This window comes from Streptomyces sp. MB09-02B (assembly GCF_033794485.1).
Taxonomy (GTDB): Bacteria; Actinomycetota; Actinomycetes; order Streptomycetales; family Streptomycetaceae; genus Streptomyces.
This window is the reverse complement of sequence record NZ_JARGEE010000009.1, coordinates 25,247-43,488: the sequence shown is the minus strand read 5'-3', so window position 1 is coordinate 43,488 and position 18,242 is coordinate 25,247. Positions and strand designations below refer to the sequence as shown.

Here is an 18,242-nt window from a genome sequence, read left to right as displayed (position 1 = left end):
GAAGGTAAGCCCTTCGTGCGTCCTCCAGAGGGGCTGATCCACAAGTTTTGAGCTTGACTCTGTCGGGGATCTTTGATGGTCGGGCTCAGGTTCCGAGGGTTCGCCAGGACTTTGACCGGGGGATCTTGTTCTGGTCCAGGAAGTTCTGAAAGGCGGTCGGCGGCCTTGGCGAAGAGGGTTCCGCGGTCGCTGACCGGCTGCTGAGTCGTTCGATGTTCACGGCGATGGCCGTGAGTACGTGTTGCAGGTGGGTTTTCGGCTGTCCTCGGTAGCGGCAGTGGCGCATGCCGTGTCCGTGGGCGAACTCGTTGATGGTGCCCTCGACTCCGGAGCGGACCGCGTAGCGGGTCTTCCAGTCGAGTGTCTGCTGCTCAGCGCGGACGCGGAGTTGCAGGTCGCGGAGTTCTCGTGGGGGAAAGCCCACGGTCCGGGCGCTGTCGGCGGTGGTGGTGCAGCGGGTGCGGGCCGGGCAGGGACGGCACTGGCTCTTGAGGAACCGGGCCACGATCAGCGGGGCGGCGGTGGGCGAGGATGTCGGGTAGGGGCCGTGCCAGCCCGCGCTGACCTGGCCCTGGGGACAGGTCAGCCGTCGGCGGTCGAAGTCGATGTGGAAGTCGTCCCGGTCGAAGCTCTCGTTCTTGCGGTGCTGGCGGGTGGGGTTGCCCGGCAGTGGGCCGCTGACGGTGATCCGGTGTTCGCGCTGGGCTCGTTCCAGGTGGACCAGGGAGGTGTAGCCGCCGTCGACCAGGTGCTCGGCGGGCAGCAGCCCGCGACGCGCCAGGCGGGTGTGGATACCGGGCAGCGCCTGCCCGTCGTTCGTGGTGGCCACGTCCGTGATCACGTTGACGCTGTCGGAGGCACACGTCTCGGTGACATGTGCTGCGAACCCCTTCCAGCTGATGATGTGCCCATGGCGGACGTAGCGCGCCGTAGTGTCGTAAGGAGAGACGACCGTCGACGAGGAGGGCGGCAGGCCGCCGTCGTCGGCGGTGCGCCACCGTAAGCGGCCTGCAGAGTCGCGGTAGTAGTTCTGCACGACGATCTGCCGCAGCGCCTCGGCCTGCGGGCACGGCCGGTAGCCGGGTCCGTGCTGATGGAGGCGTTCCAGCAGTCGGCAGGCGTCGTCACCGGCGGCGAGGATCCTGGTCTTGGGCCGGGTGGGGTTCTTGCCCAGACGGACAGGACGGCCGTAGCAGCGCCCCCAGTCCTCATCGACCAGGCAGTCCAGGAGATGAGAAGCGGTGCGGGCCACTTCCTCCAGGACGGCGCGGACAGCCTCGGTGACCAGTTCCAGCCGGGTCAGGTCGCGCACCGCGGCCAGGACGTGGGTGGAGTCGGTGCGCTGCGTGGTGCGTTCTCGCACGAGACCGGCCCCCTTGAGACGGGCCAGAGCGAGGTCGAGGAGGCGGTCGGCGCGGTCGCCCTCGGCGAGACGGTCGCGGAAGTCGGCCAGCACGCTGTGGTGGAAGCCGGGATCGTCCAACTCCAGGGCCATGGCGTACTTGAAGTCGATGCGGCAGCGGACCGCTTCCGCGGCCTGACGGTCCGACAGGCCGCGCAGGAAATGCAGCACGCAGACAGCCGCCAGCTGGGCGGGCGACAGGCCCGGACGCCCGTCCCGCGGGTACCAGTCGGCGAAGTCCTCGTCGCACCACAGCCCGTCGAGGCGGTCTCTCACCCACATCGCCGTCGTACCACCCGGGTTACTCGCCCGTGCGATCTGCGCGGTCAGAGAAGGGACTTGCTCACCGGAACGGGGACGGAGCGACAACGGACACCTCAACAACTGCATCGGCCTTCGAAACAGCCACGAGCATGCCCGCTGATCATGCAGGCGCACCGGCAAACTCCAAGATCCCCGACAGAGTCAAGCTGAGCATTGCTCTGCCGGACACCGCCAATCACCACGCGCATCCGACCGCGCTCGCACGACAAGGAGATGCCCCGGGACGAGTGTCGTCAGGTGAGTTCCTGACGACACTCACTACGTCGAACCGGAGCCTCACGGCTTGGGGAGCAGCCCCATGAGTGCTTCAGCCAGGGCATCGATCGTCGGGTAGTCCCACAATATGGTCGCTTCCACCTCGATCTCTAGGTAGTCCTCGATATCCCCGCAGAGCGTGAGCACGTACACAGAGTCCAACCCGTAGTTCTGCAGGGGTACACCGGTTTGAACATCCACAGCATCGGAGGGGATGTACTCCCTGACGCGCTGCGTGAGCCAGTGACGTAGTGCGTCCGCGGTGACAGCCTGGGCAGGTTCGACGGGCATGGACGAGTGGGACAAGGGTTCCTCCGGCCTTTGTGGGCATTGAAAAGAACAGGGGTGTCGGTGGGAGGTCAGCAGCCCGTGGCCTGGCAACTGAGGTCGAACGTCAAACCGGCCGCTTCCCGGCGGAGGAGTTCGCGGTACAGCGGCTCCACGAGCTCGGGAGGCAGTGGGCCAACGCGTCTGCCCGCGTGTGCGTCGATGCGGTGCAGTGCAGCGACGACCCAGACCGGGTCGGCGACGTGATCACGACGTTCGTGGTTGTGCCACCAAAGGTTGAGAACGGCCGAAGCGGCGAGTATTTCGCACCAGCGTTCGGCGAGGTCGAAGCTGCGGGCCGGCGCATCCGGGCCCAGGTCCCTCGGGGTCAGCTTGGCGCACTCGGCGGCGAATTCAGTGAGATCACCGACGGCCTCCTCCGCCCGTTCACGGATGCGCCTCGCCATACCATCGCTCCCCGGAGGGTGTGCGGCGAGTCCGGCGGGAAGAGCACGTGCCAGCGGATCATGTCCTGCGCCAGAGACCCTGAGGGCGTCGAATGAGAGCCCCGGCAGCGAAGCTGTGAGCCGGAAAGTGGAGCCGTCGAGCGATGGGGCTTTGTCGTTCCCCCAGGTACGGCGGGCCGTGACCGGTATCTGCGGCAACAGCGCCGTCAGACAGGAGGCCCGGGAGGCATGGCCGAATCCCGACGGAAGGCCGTCCCGCAGGAGCTTCTGGAACAGAGCGTAGGGGCCCGTCCGAAGGTAGAACTGGGAGCCCAGTAGCCCGGACAGCTTATGGAGTGCCGCCATCAGCGTCTTCGGCACGAAGGCCTTCGTCGCTGCGGCGTAGTTACCCGCTTGACCGGGGGCCGTGTGCATCGCTCGGGCCGAGACGGTCGTCAACGTGTCGGCCAGCAACAGATCGGCGAACGCCTCGGCCAAGACTGTCCGCGACAGGGGAAGATCGGCAGCGGTTCTTCCGTACAGACGCCGATCGCTCGTGCAGCGGACGGCGGTGCGCAAGGCGGTGTCCAATATCCCGATGGTCATGCCGGGCAGAGCGATCCGGGTGGTCTGGAAAGAGCGGAGCGCCGTCTCCAGGCCGTGGCCTGGAGCACCGACCACGGTTTCGGACGGGACGAGGCAGTCGGCGAATTCGATTCCTCCGAGTTGCACGCCTCGCATGCCCGCAGTGTGGAACCGGGGCAGCTGACGGGCCTGGGTTGCCGGCAGCTGATCCTTCTTGAGGAAGAGCTGTGAATGGCTGCGGCCGCCCGAGCCCTGTGCCGTGCGGGCGAAGAGCACCATGGCGTCGGCTCGGCCCAGGTTGGCTATGACCTCCTTGCTCCCGTTGAGTCGCAGACCGTTGGGAACCGATGTCGCGGTGACTTCAGCTCGCCCAAGGTCGTTTCCATGCGCCAGTTCGTGGTAGGCGCAGGCGACTTTTGACCCGTCCAGCAGGAGCTTGGCAAGCTCGGACCGCTGGTCGGTACGACCGGAAGTCCATACGTTGACCGCGGCCAGGAGAGAACTCGTCCCATAGCCGAGTCCCAGGGCGGGATCCCGCCGATAGAGGGCACGCATCACGTGGATCAGCCCTTGGAGCCCGGTCAGGCGGCCGCCGAACTCCTGCGGTACGAAGTGCGCGCTGAGCCCGTAGTCGTCCAGCAGCCGTTCACCCTCGGCGAGCATTTCGCGTCGTTCGTCGGCCGCGACGACGCTCTGGATCCCGGTGGGGTTGTCCTCGGCTTCCGCGTTGCCGAAGAGTTCTTCCAACAAGGCGACTGCGGATGCCCCGTCATCCGGTGGGACACGCGTCTGTTCCGATGATGCCGAAATTCTCATGATTCGTATGCTCTTTCGACGGCGCTGAGCAATTCCTCCTGGACGTTCACGCAGATCACTGACGACGTCTTGTCGTCGGGATCGAGTAGTTGTACGGAGCGAGCCAAGGCCGCCTCCAGGCGCAGCCGGACGTCGACGACACCCGGAGCGCGGAGCGCGGGCACGGCGGTGAGCAGGAGCCCAAGAGCCGAAGCACCCGCGAAACACAACTCGTATCTGCGCGCCAGAGCGAACGCGGCGGCCGGCACGTCCCGGGGCGTCGGGCGTACGTCGGCCATGCGGTGCAGAACCTCGTCCGCGGAGCTCAACAGGTGCTGTGCCAGCGTCACCGTTCTGGCATGGAAACGACCGTCCGCGGCCCGCCGCACCATGTCGGGCAGCCCCTGGACGACACTGCAACCGCCCCGGCCGAGCACACGAAGCAGCGAACCATCCCACGCGGGCAGAGAAGCCGAAGCGTCAGTGGTCATGCTGAGCGCCGTGGCATCGTAAGTGGCCTTTTGGTACGACCGGACGAGCGCTGGGAACTGATTGATCAACGAAGCCCGACTCACGGCTGTGCTGCCGTCGAATATCGGCACGATCCGGTGATCCCGCTCCAGTTTTTGGAACTCACCGTGGGCATACGTCTCTGTCAGAAACCCGCGCGCTCCGAGGAGTTCGGCGCACACATCGATGCTCTCTTGGACCAGTTCGGGAACAGCGGCTTTGACGACCGCCGAGACGACGCCGAGTTCCGCCGGCAGCGCGTGCGCGCTGCGAGCGCCGACGGTGGCCGTCGCTTCCGCCAACTGGAGAGTGGCCAAAGCCGTGGCCAGGGCCCTTCGAGCGTACGGCAGTTCCAGCAATACCTTGCCGTAGAGCTCGCGATCTCGTGTGAACTCCAGTGCCATGCGCAGTGCGTGCTCTCCGGCACCGAGGGACAGCGCGCTGCATATGGTTCGGGTCAACTGGAGTGCGCACAGCACGATCTCGATGCCTTCGCCGACACCGCCCACGAGCGCGTCGTCCGACACCGCAGCGCCTGCGAACGCGATCCCGCTGATGTCTGCGCCGCGGATGCCGTGGGTGGGCTGCTTGGGCAGAGAGCGCCAGCTTCCCGGTGCGAGGGCTTCCTTGTCGACCAGGAAGAGACTGAATCCGCGGGGTCCCCCTTCAGGGTGGGTACGAGCCAGCACACAGCTGTAACGTCCGCGAGTGGCATTGTTGATCAGGTATTTCTCACCGTCGAGGCGCCATCCGCCGTCGCCCGTGCGAGTGGCCGAGAGCCGGCCGGCGAGCAGGTCGCTGCCTCTCTCGGGTTCCGTCAGCCCCCAGGAGACCACGGCACCGTCGAGGACCAGGTCGGCCAAGCGCCGACGTTGGGCGTCGGAACCGCGGACCCAGACCGAGGCGGCTCCAAGAAACGTTTTGCCATGTGCCACGGCAGTGGTCATGTCGTGGCGAGCGACGGTACGGAGTGTTTCGACGAGTTCGGGCAGGCCGCCGTGGGCCCCGCCGAGTTCTGCCGGAACGTATGTGCTTGCCGCTCCGGCGGAGTCCAGCAATCTGCATTCGGCGTCCGGGAACTCCTCCTGTTCGTCGAGGCGCAGGGACCGGGCCGGTGCGAACGGGGCTTCTCGTCCAAGTCCGGCGAAGGCGGCGGCGATCGCGTCGGTGACGGCGATGGGCACGGCGTAAGTACCCGCGAGGGATGGCCCGGTCACGGCGTCCGCGGAGTATGAGGCCGCCGTCGTTGTCATGGTGCGTTCCAAACCGTCGCCTCGCGCAGCGCGGGATCCAGGTCCGCCACCAGGGGCGTGAGCTCATTGGCGAGGAAGAGCTGGCGCATCAGTGAACGTTGCACCTTGCCGCTGGTGGTCTTCTGCACGGTTCCCGGCCGCACCAGCACAATCCCTGCGACGCGCACGCCGAACTCGCGCGAGATCGTGGCCCTCATCAGGGAGGTGAGGCCCCTGAGCCGGGGCTCGTCGAAGTTGCCGCGGATCTCATGGACGACAACGACATTCTCTTCCGGAGCATGGACACCGAATGCCGCTCCGGCCAGGTTCGAGAGCTCGGGGTGCTGCAACCGGAGTTCGTGTTCGAGATCCTGCGGGTAGAGGTTACGTCCGTGGACAATCAGCAGCTCCTTGATCCGGCCGGTCACATAGAGCTCACCGTCCACCACCGCACCCATGTCTCCCGTGCGCAGATATGGTCCGTCACCGTCGGTGGTGCGTGCCTCGAAGGTCACAGCCGTGGCATCGGGACTCTCCCAGTACTCTCCCGTCACGCTGGACCCGCGCAACCAGATCTCACCTACGCCGCGGTCTTCGAGCGGCCGGCCGCTGTCGGGCTCGACGATCAGGACATCGAAGTCCGCCGCGTCGCCGCAACCGACGAGATCACGCGTGGGTGAGCCGGAATCGGCGACGGGCTGCACCTCGTGCTTCTCCAGCGCGGCGGCGTCGACCGTGGTGATCACCGGGCTACGGCCAGTCCGGCCGGACACGAAGACCGTGGCTTCGGCCATCCCGTAGCTGGGAGCGAGGGATTCGGGGCGGAAGCCGGCGGACGCGAACCGCTCGGCGAACGCACGAAGCGTGGCAGCCTGAATCGGCTCGGACCCGTTGACGGCGCACCGCCATCTGGACAGATCCAGGCTTGCCAGTTGGGAGTCGGTGACCTTGCGGACGCACATTCCGTAGGCGAAGTCGGGTGCGGCGGAGTAGTTGACGTCGTGCCGGTCGATTGTGGCGAGCCAATGGTACGGGCGTTTCAGGAAGGCCATGGGTGACATCAGGACTGCACCACCGCCCAAGAACAAGCCGGGAAGCAGTTGCCCCATCAAACCCATGTCGTGGTACAGGGGGACCCATCCCCCGAAGCGCGTATGCTCGTCCAGCCCCAGGGAGCGGCCAAGACTGGCCGCATTGTGCAGCAAATGCTGGTGTCGGACCACGACACCCTTCGGGTTCCCCGTCGAGCCGGAGGTGTACTGGAGGAGCACCGCGTCGTCCCCGGTGACATCTGGCTCCCGCCAGGCGCCGGCGTCACCGAAGTCCGGCGTGTCCGAGGCCCAGGCTCGGACACGGGTCTCCTGGCCCCCGATCCAGCGGTCGGCGTCGGCGAGCTGCCGCGTGTCGGTCAGCGCGATACCGGCCCCCGCGTTGTGCGCCATACCGGTCGCCCGGCGTCGCTGATGCTGGAACTGACCGGGCATGGGAGCGGGGACAGCAATCGCTCCCGCGTAGACGCAGCCGAGGAAAGCGGTGACGAAGGACAGGCCGGGTGGGTGCAGCAGCATGACCCGATCGCCTGTCGCGCCCCGGTCCTGCAGCCAGGACGCGATACGACGGGCTTCGGCATCGAGTTGGCCGAAGGAGAGGGCGGCCCATCCTTCGGCGGCGTCATGATCGTGGATGAACCGCACCGCCTCGCCGCTTCCCCGCTCATCGGCGTATCGACGCAGTAGGTGCACCGCGGTGGGCTCATGCTGAAGCCAAGCAGTCATGGTTGGTTGTCCTTGCCTTGGAGTGCGATGGCGGAGACCCGGGCGGCTCGAGGACCGCTGTTTCAGCCCGCCGGTGCGCCATGCGGCTCGGGGCGGCAGTTCCGGGCGGCCTCGACGAACGCCAGTTCAAGCTCACGCAGGGCGTTCTGTATCGATCGAGGCCCTAGCACGGCGGTGTCGGCGGACAGAGTGACTTCCCAGCGGTCCCCGCTCTCCGCCAGATGGACGGTGATGGCCTCATGGCCATGAGCGTCTGTCTGTTCCACCCATCGGAAAACACTGCGCTCGATTTCCCGCTCCAGATCCTCTGCCTGTGCCGGCTGGAGCGGCTCGCGGTTCGTGCGCAGATCATTGAACCAGCAAGCCCGGTTGAGCGGCGTGTGATCGGCTCCGCTGTCCTCGATACGGGTAAGCAATTCAGGTTTGGAGTACTGCGCGTAGCGATAAGTCGAAAGACTGGCGTAAGCGGCCCGCCGGGCGAGTTCGATGAGATCGGCCCCCGAGGTGTCGACCGTGAAGAGACCCTCCAGTGCGACAGGACTCACACTGCTCCGATAAGGCTCGCGCAGCCGGTTGTTGAACATCACCATGAGGCACGGCTGGTGGGTTCCCGTGTATCGGCCCACTGCCCACGAGACCCCGGCCAGCACGACGGCAGCGCTGCTCACCCTGCTCTCCCGAGTGAGGACACCAACAGCGCCAGGCAGCGCCCTGGAGACGAGCGATCCCTTCCAGTGGCGCGGCGACCGGAGATCCCCCAAGGCGGGATCCGTACTCATTGGGGGGGCTTTGCGCAGAGTTTCCACCCAATAATTTATGGAGCGCTCCGCTTCCCGCCTTCCCCTTTCGGAGCGCTGTAATCGCGTTAATTCCAGGAGGGTAGGAGCCGACGGCATCGATTCCAAGGAATCCTTTTCGAGGAGTCGTATCAGCTCACGCTCAACAAGGCGTAAACCTTCGAAATCAGCGACCAAATGAGACACGACAAATGCGACTAACCGAGGATTTCCTAAAGTGCCCACAACCGCAATACGCAACGGCGGCTCGCTCTCATGACGGAAGCTGTGGGATTTCATTTCGGAGGCAAATTTTTCGGCGACCTCACCGGCTTCTTCGTCACTTGCCTCCAGCCATCGGACCGGTATACGGACCGGACCGAGCGGTCGATACCACACCGTACCGTCTGCGGCCTTTCCGTAGACGCTGCGCAGCGATTCATGGCGTTGAACCAGGGCGGACACCGCTCGGTGAACGGCTAATGGCGTCGTCGAGGCCGGCAGGCTGATGACCCATGAGAGATTGAACTGTTGGTCCCGACCGTCCAGGTCGGCCATGGCGTCCCATATCGCGCGCTGACCCCAGGTGACCGGCGCCGGCTTCCCTTCGGGTAATTCAATGAAGATCCCCGGGACGCTTGCGGATGTGATGCGGTGCGCAGGGTCTCGTTCGTGGGTCACTGTCAACCTTTCATCCTGCTGCTTGCGCAAAAACAGTGATGCGACAGAAGGGAAACTGGCAGTGATCACGAGTCTATAGAAAGCGATTTCGCGCGTCAATCATGGATCTTCGATGAGGACGGCTTCACAGGCCTGTCGCCAGCGCGACATCGGACATTCCAGGAAGGGGCGACCCTATTCGACAGGTTCGTAATCGATGACGCAGAGAGCTGTGTCGGCGTTGTAGCGTGCGTCACTCGAGCGGCGCCACACAGAAACGCGTAGTCGCGAACCGCCACCCCCGGTTCGGCCGAGATGTTCATCCAGGGCTGCGGAGGCGACGGCGCGAGCGGAGTCCTGAGTCTTCAGCACCCCGGAGAGCAAGGGACTTCGGCTTCCCTCTTCGCTCTCGATACGGAAATACGCCTCCCAGGGATTGTCGCGCAGCAGGCGGCGGACGCGTGATACGGCGATGCCGAGGTCACGCGCGATCTCCTTCGCATCTCGCCCCTGTATATGAGTGTCCACGACGATTCTCAGCAGTGCCGAGTCGACGGCCTGCGCGGCACGGCGGAGCAGTGCGGCATCCGCCAAGGTGCACTCGGAGCTGATCCAGTCGATGACGTCATCCATCTGAGCCGGCCGCTGTCCGGGCACCGAGACCGGGGGGACGGGGTCGCCGGTGCTATACCGATCTCCCGCCTCACCGTCTCCCGCCGCATCGTGTTGAGCATCCGCGGGCTGGCGCAGCTCAGCATCGATCTCGGCTGCGAGACGCGACAAGCCGTGCCGCCCCCGTGCGGAGTACCTCTGCTGAGCCTCGGAGCTTTTTGCGGAATCGTCGGGGTCCTGCGCGGGGTTCTCGGGACCCGTCTTCTCCGGTTCGCCGCGCCCCTGCTCCTCGAAGTCCCTGAATCCCAGGAGCATGTCCACTGCCGCCGACTCGAGAGCGGGCCACCTCAGGATATTCCCTGCGAAGGCCGCGAGTTCGGGGCGTTCGGCCAGATAGAGATCGACTGCGGCCCGGCGTTCCTCCGGGCTTTCCCCGGAGCGCTCATCGGCACCGAGTGGACGCCGGGCGGAGGAATCTTGGCTGAAGGCGGTCAAGCGTAACTCCCGTGGTCTCTGAAGCGGAGGCCGACGCAGAGGAGTTGTTCATCGCGACAACCTCGCCATACGCCTTCAGGGTATGACAGAGGTGATGCACAGTAGAGCCGTGTCCTCGAAGGGAGCCGACGAGAGGCCATCGTCAAGGGGCCGGTCCGGGCGTCGATGCCCGGCTCGCGGGCGGCCAGGGAGCCCGTGTACCGCACAGACAGACGAGACCCGCCGCAGTGGCCACCACCCCCATCCCCCAAACCAGGCTGCTCGCGTCTGGGCATAAATCCCACCAATGGAGGGCCGCGCAGAAGGCCCGTGGTCCCCATGGCTGCGACCAGCGCCAGCACGTCCGAACCCTGGCGTGCCGCCGCCGCATAGACGCAAGGGGTCACGGCCGCGATACCCGGTCCTACACAAGCGAAGCCGGTCAGTGACGCTGTCGCTCCGCCGATCACCAAGGCGAAGGCAAGTCCGGTGCCGGCCAGGAACATGCGCCATCAGCTCACTTCGTTCTGTAATGCCGAGCCGGCGGGGTCACGATGCCAAGGTGGGCGCCCACGGCAGGATCCCAGCGCCTTTGACATGTACAAGGCGTCGTCTCCGTACCCTTGCGGTGGCGGGACATCGGGATGCGCGGTGAAGCCGTGCGCCGACCAGAACTCCTGACTGCCACCGACGGCGACAAGGGAGATCCGCTCGTATGCGCGCGAGCGGGCCGTCAGCATGAGGTGCCGCAGAAGTCCTCCTCCAAGCCCTCTGCGGCGCAGCACTTGCGTGATCACGATGTCGTGCAGGTGCAGATTGCTGGAGGAGACAGCCGTTGTCTCCAGCCCCCGCAGGGCTGGAGACCGGAACTCTGGACAGGGCAGCGCCAGGAGATAGCCGGCCAGTCGTGAACCGACATCGAGCGCGAAGCATGTGCTCGGCGAGGAAGCGGCCCGGGACTGCAACGCGGCGCGTCCCTCCGACAGTCCCAGCTCGGCGTAGGCGGCCGCCTCCATCGCCACGATGCCGTCCCAGTCGCCGTTGGCTATGCGGCGTATGCGAATGTCATCGCTCATCGGCTGCACACTCCCTCAGAGGCACCGATGCAGGCGGTCGCTGTGAGTCCGCCGGGTACGGCTCCTCTGTCCAGGTGTAAGGAAGCGGGGGGAATCCGTTGAACGCCTTGGCCATGTAACTGGTCGAGTAAGCACCGCAGGACAGCACCCAAACGGGATCGCCAGACGCCAGGTCCCTGGGCACCCGGACCAAGGCGTGCTGATCGGAATAGGCGTCCTCGCTGTCGCAAGTGGGGCCTGCGAGGACGGCCGAGACGTACTCCGCGTCGGGATGCGAAGGGAAGCGAAGCCGGTATTGCAGCGCGTCCATCTCGTACAGACCGTTGAACCTGCCACAGCTGAGGTAGAGCCAGTGCTGGCGCTCACCACTGGCGTCCTGTCGCGCGGCCAGCCGAGCAACGTGTGCCCGAATAGCTCCGTGATCGGCAACCAGGTAGCGTCCAGGCTCGATGACAAATCCGAGGTGCGAGCCGTGCCGCTCTCTGAGGCGATGTATTCCCTCGCGTATCACTGCGAAGATCTTGTCGAAGGGGGGATCGAGGGGTATCCCGCGCTTGTCGAGATACCCAGCTGCTGGAAGGCCACCGCCGAGGTTGATCCGGTCGACGCGTATGCCCCGCCGGGCCAAGGCGTTCAGGGTCTGGGTCAGACGGTCGAAAGCCCCGAACCAGGCCTCCATCGACATCTGCTGGGAACCGACGTGTACAGACAGTCCCCACGGTGTCAGGCCCGTGGCACGAGCTGTTTCCAGCACCAGGACTGCCTCGGCAGGCGAGCACCCGAACTTGCGGCTGAGGCCCCAGAGCGCCCCCTCCCCATCAGTCGCGAGTCGGCAGAAGACCCGTGCTCCGGGAGCATGTACCGCTATCGCCGCTACGTCCTCCAGGTTGTCGGTGGCGAACTCCTTGAGGCCGAGCCTGTGGGCGGCTCTGATGTCGCTGTCTGACTTTACGGTGTTGCCGTAGTGCATCCGGCTGACGGGGAAACCGGCCCGGAGCGCCTGACGCATCTCGTGCGGACTCGCGGCGTCGACGCCGGCGCCCTTCGCCGCAAGGCTTGCGAGCACCTCGTCAACGGGGCACGCCTTCAGGGCGAATCTGACTGCGGTGTCCGGGAGTTCACGGCGCAGGGTGTCGTAGCGGCGCTTGATGCCCGTCAGGTCGAAGACGATCTGGTCCTCGGTGGCAGCGGCCAGCGCTTTGAACAAGGGTGCGGTGTCGTCCGTCACCGGAACTCGTTCCATTCCTGCTGCTCCGGGAACCGGTGCGTGGGGGCGGGGGTGTTGTGCGCGCTCTGAACCAACGCTGCCCAGGTCTCGATCAGTAGCGCGAAGTCCTCCATGTCATGTTGCGCTTCGTCCAGGAGCCTCTGCCGACGTGTGATCAGGAGGTCTGCGAGCGTGCTGTATCGGCCACCCAGCTTGCGGTACGACGTGTCGAGAGAGGTGAGTCGCCAAATGTTCTCCGTACGGTCGAGTCGGGTACTTTCGCGTACAAGGTCGGCGATGGCCGACGAGCGGACATGTCCCCGATTGTCGAAGAGGGCTTCGTCGGTCTCGGCCATCCTCTGGTAGATGAAGTTGAAGTAGAGCATTGACAACAGGAACTTGACGAAGCGCATCTGGTACGCCATGAACCCTGGATCGGTGCGGCGTTCACCGGTGTAGAAGTTGACGATGTTGCGGTTGTGCAAGACACCCGGGAGCGCGGCGTCGTGGATGAGATGAATGAGGAAGTAGTCGCTGCCGATGGTGTCAGTGGCAGGTGGCAGTGGAATCCGCTCATGCACTCCGTGGAAGCTGATGTTGCACATGTCCACGCGCATGGGGTCGACGACGGTCAGGACCGAGTGGTCGTGCGTGAACGAGTCGGTGCCGGCTCCCCTGAACGATTCGTCGACGAGCTGTCTTTTCCTGTCCTCGGGCCAGTGGCCAGGTGCCCACAGGCTGACTATGTCGTAGTAAACCCGTTGGTCGATCTTCTCGATTTCGCCGATGTCCACGGACAGTTCTCCCACGAAGGAGCTGCCGACCATCGCGACAGTCTTGTTCGAGTGCGCCGCAGTGAGCGTCGAATCGGAAACGTTGCACGCGGCATCGACCACGCGTTTGCCCAGCGAGGTCAGTTCGTGATGAATCGGGAAGACCTGCTGGCCGCCCACGACTTGGTACCGGCTGTCGGAGTCCCTGCGGTGGATGGATTCGCAGCCCAGGGCTGAACCGATCAGGAATGCACGGTTCGTGCAGGCGCCGTAGGAGAGGGCGTTCGGCAGCATCAGATCCAGAAGCTGGTCGGCTTTCAAAGCCCGAGAACGGGCGATCACCCGTCGGAGAAAATCACGCTGCTCCGTTTCGGGTAGATGATGGACGACGATTCGCGGATTTTTTGGGAGGCTGTCCAACACCGCAGCGTGCTCCCGCACCGTGGGCACGTCGCAGGAATCGAGGACCAATAGATGGACTTCGACATCGAAGTGCTCAACGGCGTAGGTTGCTTCTTCCGCCATGCCCACGAGCGCCGAGGCGCACAGCCGGTTGGTTGGAAGTGTCAGACAGATCTTGCGCATTCCTCTTCCTCCGTGAAGTCGCCGACGGCCTTCCCTTTCCAGGACCTGAGGCCCAGGAGTTTCTCTCCCAGGTCGGTCAGCGTCGCGCGATCGTACCGGTCAGCTTCGGGCCTCCTGACGTCACCGAGAAGCGTCACGTTCCAGTCCGGCGTGCTTAGATTGCGCCACGAATTGATGCGGGACCGCCGCAGGGATTGATGGCACTCCAAGGCCGGCATCATGGACAGATACTGAACCGAACGGACACCGTTCTTGGAGGTATTGGGGGCGACTCCGTGCGCGAGCAGACCGTTCCAGATCAAAAGATCTCCGGCCGCCAACTCCGGTCTCATAACCGGAAATTCCGATCGGTCGATCAGCGGCCGGATCGGGTCACGGTCATCCGGCTGGAGAGCCCGCCAACGGTCGAACTGCCGGAAGAGTTCGGGACAGCACTGGAAACCTCCCTGATCCGGATCGGTGTCGTTCAGAGCGATGATCCCCTGTACCCGCTGCGGAAGAACACTCAGTGAGGTGTCGACATCCCAATGGAGTTCGATGTCGAATCCCCGCTCTCTCGCTTCGATTAACGCGCGGTCGCGGTTGTTGATGTTGGGTGGATTGAGATTGAGTCGATCCAAGGTCACCCATAACTCCTCGCAGTCCCAGACGTCCACGAAGGCGTCGTAGACACGCCGTGTTTGGCGACTCTCCCATATCAGTTGGTGGTGGTAAGCCTCCACAAATCCGTAGATGTGGAGCTCCCGATCGAGGTCCGAGCGGAACTCGCGGTCCTCGTACCACGTCTCCGGGCGTTCGGGATCGAGCCCCTGGAACTTCCACGCGAAACTGAGCAGGCGTTGCGCGGCCGACGGAGGAATCGCCTGCTTCACCACGACGTAGCCGTACGTCTGCCAGAAGGCGAAGTCTTCCTCCGACAGCACCCTGAGCTGGCGTGTCTTGCGCAGGTCCCGCAGGGGTGTCTGCGCGAGATAGGTATCGCCGTCCGAGCTGAAATAGGGGACAGTCGAAGTCGATCGATGAAGATAGGGACGAGGTGACTCCACGTACTCCTCCAAGACAAGTTCCGTTTCTGTTGGATGCTTTAATTTCCACTACAGCGGGGTGCGTTCAACCAGTCCCTGATTTGCGCGGTGGATTTCGCAGACGAGGAAGGCCAGATCCAGGGACTGGCTGCGGTTGAGCCGGGGGTCGCACGCGGTCTCGTAGCGCTGGTGCAGGTCGTCGACGAAGATCTCGTCGCCGCCGCCCACGCACTCGGTGACGTCGTCACCGGTGAGCTCCACGTGGATGCCGCCCGGGTGGGTGCCGAGGCCCTTGTGGACCTCGAAGAAGCCCTTGACCTCGTCGAGCACGTCGTCGAAGCGGCGGGTCTTGTGGCCGGAGGCCGCCTCGAAGGTGTTGCCGTGCATCGGGTCGGTCACCCAGGCCACGGTGGCGCCGGAGGCGGTGACCTTCTCGACCAGCTCGGGCAGCTTGTCGCGGACCTTGTCCGCGCCCATGCGCACGATGAAGGTGAGACGGCCGGGCTCGCGGTCCGGGTCGAGGCGCTCGATGTACTGCAGCGCCTCCTCGGCCGTCGTCGTCGGGCCGAGCTTGATCCCGATCGGGTTGCGGATCTTCGAGGCGAACTCGATGTGCGCGTGGTCCAGCTGCCGGGTGCGCTCACCGATCCACACCATGTGCGCCGAGACGTCGTACAGCCGGCCCGTGCGCGAGTCCACACGGGTCAGCGCCGACTCGTAGTCGAGCAGCAGCGCCTCGTGCGAGGAGAAGAACTCGACGGTGCGGAACTCCTCCGGGTCGGCCCCGCAGGCGTGCATGAAGTTCAGCGCCTGGTCGATCTCGCGGGCCAGCTGCTCGTAGCGCTGGCCGGACGGGGACGACTTCACGAAGTCCTGGTTCCAGGCGTGCACCTGGCGCAGGTCGGCGTAACCGCCGGTGGTGAAGGCGCGCACCAGGTTGAGCGTGGAGGCGGAGGCGTTGTACATCCGCTTCAGGCGCTCGGGGTCCGGGATGCGGGCGGCCTCGTTGAAGTCGAAGCCGTTGACCGAGTCGCCGCGGTAGGTCGGCAGGGTCACGCCGTCGCGGGTCTCGGTGCCCTTGGAGCGGGGCTTGGAGTACTGCCCGGCGATGCGGCCGACCTTCACGACCGGCACAGAGGCCGCGTACGTGAGGACGGCACCCATCTGGAGCAGCGTCTTGAGCTTGTTGCGGATGTGGTCGGCCGACACGGCGTCGAAGGCCTCGGCACAGTCGCCGCCCTGGAGGAGGAACGCCTCTCCCTTGGCGACGGACGCCATCCGGGCGCGCAGCTGGTCGCACTCGCCCGCGAAGACGAGCGGCGGATACGACTCGAGCTCCGCAACGACTGCGCGCAGAGCCTCGGTGTCGGGGTACTCGGGCTGCTGCGCCGCGGGCAGGTCTCGCCAGGTATACCAGCCGCGCGACGGTGCCACTGGAGGCTTGGACATGACGAGGTCTCCCACGAGAGAAAGTTGCGTTGGACGTGAAATGGTTTGTCACTAAGAAGGCTCCACACGACAATGCGGAAAATTCCTGATGGTCAGCAGGTGACGCGATCTCCTTGTATGCCTTCGTATGTGGCACGAAGTGTGGACAGGAGGGGATGTCGCAGGTCGAGCTTCTTGCTGTCGATCGCGCCTATGGGGCGGACCCCGTAGGCACTGTTGGTGGCAAAGGCGGCTTGGAACTGGCCCAAGTCGCTCCGCGTCACGTTGACCACCTCACACCTTGTGTGAGCCTCTTGCAGGAGCCGCATGGTCACCCCGGGGAGAGCCGGACCAGCAGGCCAGATGAGTCGTTCGTTGTCGATGAAACCGATGTTCCACGTGGTGCCCTCGGTCACCTCGCCGTTGACATTCACGAGCAGCGCGTCGTCGAATCCGTCGAGTTGGGCGGCGCGCCGGTGATGAAGAGCTCCGAAAAGGCCGACGTGTTTCACCTCGGGCCGTTCCCGATCGTAGACGGCGGTTCGGACACGCGGAGGGGGTGGCGTCCCTTCAGGTAGCTGTCGCATTATTGCGTGCGCGACGAGTTCGTGCGGTTTCGCCACTGGTCGGCCGATCTCGAATGCTGGGGAGAACAACGTTATCCGCAGCAGGCCGGTGTCTCCCAGCCCCGCCATGGAATGTTTGATTATTTCGCGAATCTGTTCCTGGTTTATTTTCACCGAGAAGAGGGCAACGGAATCCTGGATCAACCGCTCGACGTGGAGTGCCAACCCCTTGACTCTCCCGCCCTCGACATGCATTGTCGTGAAATGTCCATAATTTGCGAGGGCTAGCGTCTTCAAAGAATCAGGGCAAGTGGACAGTTGTATCCGAGTAGTCATTGCCAATAGCGGCCTTTCGTCAATCATCCGAAAAAGATTCTCGAAGTGCCCTTGCCCTGTTGCCGCGCATCGCGTAAAGATTGACTCGCTGGAGTTGCTTCACTGAAGAATCTCCCTGGAGGCGTTTTGCGTGCAGTGCAGATAAATAAATTCGGAGGTCCTGAGGTCCTTCAGGCCGCTGAGGTATCCGAACCTCTAGTCGGCTCAGGACAGACGTTGGTGGAGGTTTCGAGTGCCGGGGTGAATTATGCCGACACGCATCTCGTGGAAAATTCATACATGACCAATCCTCGACTTCCTCTCGTCCCTGGAACGGAAGTCGTGGGTCGCACACCTGACGGGCAGAGAGTCGTCGCGCTGCCGTATGAAGGCGGGTACGCGGAGCGGGTAGCGGCGCCCATCGAGCGGACATTCCCGCTTCCGGATGGGCTGGGCGACCAGGACGCGCTGGCCATGTGTGTTCAGGGAGTCACCGCTTGGCACCTCCTGCGTGTCTCGGCACGACTGGCCAAAGGGGAGTCGGTGGTCGTGCAGGCGGCCGCGGGCGGGACTGGATCCTTCGCGGTCCAACTGGCCAGGGAGTTCGGCGCAGGCCGGGTCATAGCTGTGGCGTCGACCCGGGAGAAACGTGATCTGGCCATGAGTCTCGGCGCCGACGCGGCCATCGACGGAAGTCCGCAGGGGCTTTCCCAGCGGTTGCTGGACGCCAACAAGGGCCGTCCGGTAGACGTCATCCTGGAAATGACCGGCGGTCGATCGTTTGATTCCTTCTTGGCCTCGTTGGCGCCGTTCGGCCGCCTGGCCGTCTACGGAATCGCATCCAGACTGCCCCCTCGTCCCGTTCAGCCGGCGCAACTGATGTCTTCCTCTCGTGCTGTTGTGGGTTTCTGGCTCCAGCACTGCTTGGAGCAGCCTGAGATGTACGGCAGAGCCCTGTCCGAACTCTTCGAGCTGGTGGGCGACGGCCGTGTGAAGCCGGTGCGCGGCAAGACCTACTCCCTTCGCGACGCACGACGCGCTCACGAGGATCTTCGGTCCCGTGGGTCAGTGGGCAAGCTCGTGCTGGACACCAGGCGCTGAGCCTTGCCCTCAGCGTGCGGGGCGGCCGCACTCGGTGCGGCCGCCCCGCACGC

The 18,242-nt window shown here is 64.8% G+C and carries 14 protein-coding genes and 1 pseudogene; 1 reads left to right on the top strand and 14 read right to left on the bottom strand.

The annotated features are described in order from the left end of the window. Positions 1 to 85: 85 nt before the first annotated feature. The 14 genes and pseudogenes from P1P70_RS03055 to P1P70_RS02990 all read right to left on the bottom strand — a co-directional run bounded on the left by P1P70_RS03055 (position 86) and on the right by P1P70_RS02990 (position 17,109). Positions 86 to 1,684 (bottom strand): IS1182 family transposase, encoded by a 1,599-nt coding sequence (locus tag P1P70_RS03055; RefSeq protein ID WP_319234318.1) that lies wholly within the window; start codon positions 1,682 to 1,684, stop codon positions 86 to 88. 318 nt (positions 1,685 to 2,002) lie between these two features. Next, on the bottom strand, positions 2,003 to 2,272 hold the full coding sequence (locus tag P1P70_RS03050) for an acyl carrier protein (protein ID WP_319234316.1): 270 nt from the start codon (positions 2,270 to 2,272) through the stop codon (positions 2,003 to 2,005). Positions 2,273 to 2,340: 68 nt separating this feature from the next. Further along, the gene (locus P1P70_RS03045; protein ID WP_319234313.1) at positions 2,341 to 4,095 is read right to left on the bottom strand and encodes an acyl-CoA dehydrogenase; all 1,755 of its coding nucleotides are present in this window, start codon (positions 4,093 to 4,095) and stop codon (positions 2,341 to 2,343) included. Further along, complete coding sequence (locus P1P70_RS03040) at positions 4,092 to 5,768, bottom strand: acyl-CoA dehydrogenase family protein (RefSeq protein ID WP_319234311.1); 1,677 nt, start codon at positions 5,766 to 5,768, stop codon at positions 4,092 to 4,094. The genes P1P70_RS03045 and P1P70_RS03040 overlap by 4 nt, the downstream gene beginning before the upstream one ends. Positions 5,769 to 5,833: 65 nt before the next feature. Then, positions 5,834 to 7,591 (bottom strand): fatty acyl-AMP ligase, encoded by a 1,758-nt coding sequence (locus P1P70_RS03035; RefSeq protein ID WP_319234309.1) that lies wholly within the window; start codon positions 7,589 to 7,591, stop codon positions 5,834 to 5,836. 62 nt (positions 7,592 to 7,653) lie between these two features. Beyond that, positions 7,654 to 9,117 (bottom strand): condensation domain-containing protein, encoded by a 1,464-nt coding sequence (locus P1P70_RS03030; protein WP_319234306.1) that lies wholly within the window; start codon positions 9,115 to 9,117, stop codon positions 7,654 to 7,656. Between the two features lie 105 nt (positions 9,118 to 9,222). Then, positions 9,223 to 10,134, bottom strand: a complete 912-nt coding sequence (locus P1P70_RS03025) for a hypothetical protein (RefSeq protein ID WP_319234304.1) — start codon at positions 10,132 to 10,134, stop codon at positions 9,223 to 9,225. Between the two features lie 142 nt (positions 10,135 to 10,276). Continuing rightward, a pseudogene (locus P1P70_RS03020) lies at positions 10,277 to 10,613 on the bottom strand (MFS transporter); the annotation flags it as partial. A gap of 12 nt (positions 10,614 to 10,625) precedes the next feature. Next, positions 10,626 to 11,189: a GNAT family N-acetyltransferase gene (locus P1P70_RS03015; protein ID WP_319234303.1), complete on the bottom strand. Its 564-nt coding sequence runs from the start codon at positions 11,187 to 11,189 to the stop codon at positions 10,626 to 10,628. Then, positions 11,179 to 12,432, bottom strand: a complete 1,254-nt coding sequence (locus P1P70_RS03010) for a type III PLP-dependent enzyme (protein ID WP_413471411.1) — start codon at positions 12,430 to 12,432, stop codon at positions 11,179 to 11,181. Before P1P70_RS03010 ends, P1P70_RS03015 begins: the two co-directional genes overlap by 11 nt. Next, positions 12,414 to 13,754 carry a DUF6271 family protein gene (locus P1P70_RS03005; protein WP_319234300.1) on the bottom strand — a complete coding sequence of 447 codons (1,341 nt, stop codon included), beginning with the start codon at positions 13,752 to 13,754 and terminating at the stop codon, positions 12,414 to 12,416. The genes P1P70_RS03010 and P1P70_RS03005 overlap by 19 nt, the downstream gene beginning before the upstream one ends. After that, on the bottom strand, positions 13,736 to 14,800 hold the full coding sequence (locus P1P70_RS03000) for a phytanoyl-CoA dioxygenase family protein (protein WP_319234332.1): 1,065 nt from the start codon (positions 14,798 to 14,800) through the stop codon (positions 13,736 to 13,738). Before P1P70_RS03000 ends, P1P70_RS03005 begins: the two co-directional genes overlap by 19 nt. A 48-nt stretch (positions 14,801 to 14,848) precedes the next feature. Further along, positions 14,849 to 16,228, bottom strand: a complete 1,380-nt coding sequence (locus P1P70_RS02995; protein WP_319234299.1) for a class II 3-deoxy-7-phosphoheptulonate synthase — start codon at positions 16,226 to 16,228, stop codon at positions 14,849 to 14,851. Between the two features lie 92 nt (positions 16,229 to 16,320). Further along, positions 16,321 to 17,109, bottom strand: a complete 789-nt coding sequence (locus tag P1P70_RS02990) for an aminotransferase class IV (protein ID WP_319234330.1) — start codon at positions 17,107 to 17,109, stop codon at positions 16,321 to 16,323. A gap of 135 nt (positions 17,110 to 17,244) precedes the next feature. Here P1P70_RS02990 and P1P70_RS02985 point away from each other — a divergent pair, with 135 nt between their 5' ends. Continuing rightward, positions 17,245 to 18,189: a quinone oxidoreductase family protein gene (locus P1P70_RS02985; RefSeq protein WP_413471412.1), complete on the top strand. Its 945-nt coding sequence runs from the start codon at positions 17,245 to 17,247 to the stop codon at positions 18,187 to 18,189. Positions 18,190 to 18,242: the final 53 nt, after the last annotated feature.

Excerpts from the sequence above, each read along its gene's own strand:
- P1P70_RS03055 (WP_319234318.1), bottom strand. The coding sequence starts at position 1,684 with ATGTGGGTGAGAGACCGCCTCGACGGGCTGTGGTGCGACGAGGACTTC.
- P1P70_RS03050 (WP_319234316.1), bottom strand. The coding sequence starts at position 2,272 with ATGCCCGTCGAACCTGCCCAGGCTGTCACCGCGGACGCACTACGTCAC.
- P1P70_RS03045 (WP_319234313.1), bottom strand. The coding sequence starts at position 4,095 with ATGAGAATTTCGGCATCATCGGAACAGACGCGTGTCCCACCGGATGAC.
- P1P70_RS03035 (WP_319234309.1), bottom strand. The coding sequence starts at position 7,591 with ATGACTGCTTGGCTTCAGCATGAGCCCACCGCGGTGCACCTACTGCGT.
- P1P70_RS03015 (WP_319234303.1), bottom strand. The coding sequence starts at position 11,189 with ATGAGCGATGACATTCGCATACGCCGCATAGCCAACGGCGACTGGGAC.
- P1P70_RS03010 (WP_413471411.1), bottom strand. The coding sequence starts at position 12,432 with ATGGAACGAGTTCCGGTGACGGACGACACCGCACCCTTGTTCAAAGCG.
- P1P70_RS03005 (WP_319234300.1), bottom strand. The coding sequence starts at position 13,754 with ATGCGCAAGATCTGTCTGACACTTCCAACCAACCGGCTGTGCGCCTCG.
- P1P70_RS02995 (WP_319234299.1), bottom strand. The coding sequence starts at position 16,228 with ATGTCCAAGCCTCCAGTGGCACCGTCGCGCGGCTGGTATACCTGGCGA.
- P1P70_RS02990 (WP_319234330.1), bottom strand. The coding sequence starts at position 17,109 with ATGACTACTCGGATACAACTGTCCACTTGCCCTGATTCTTTGAAGACG.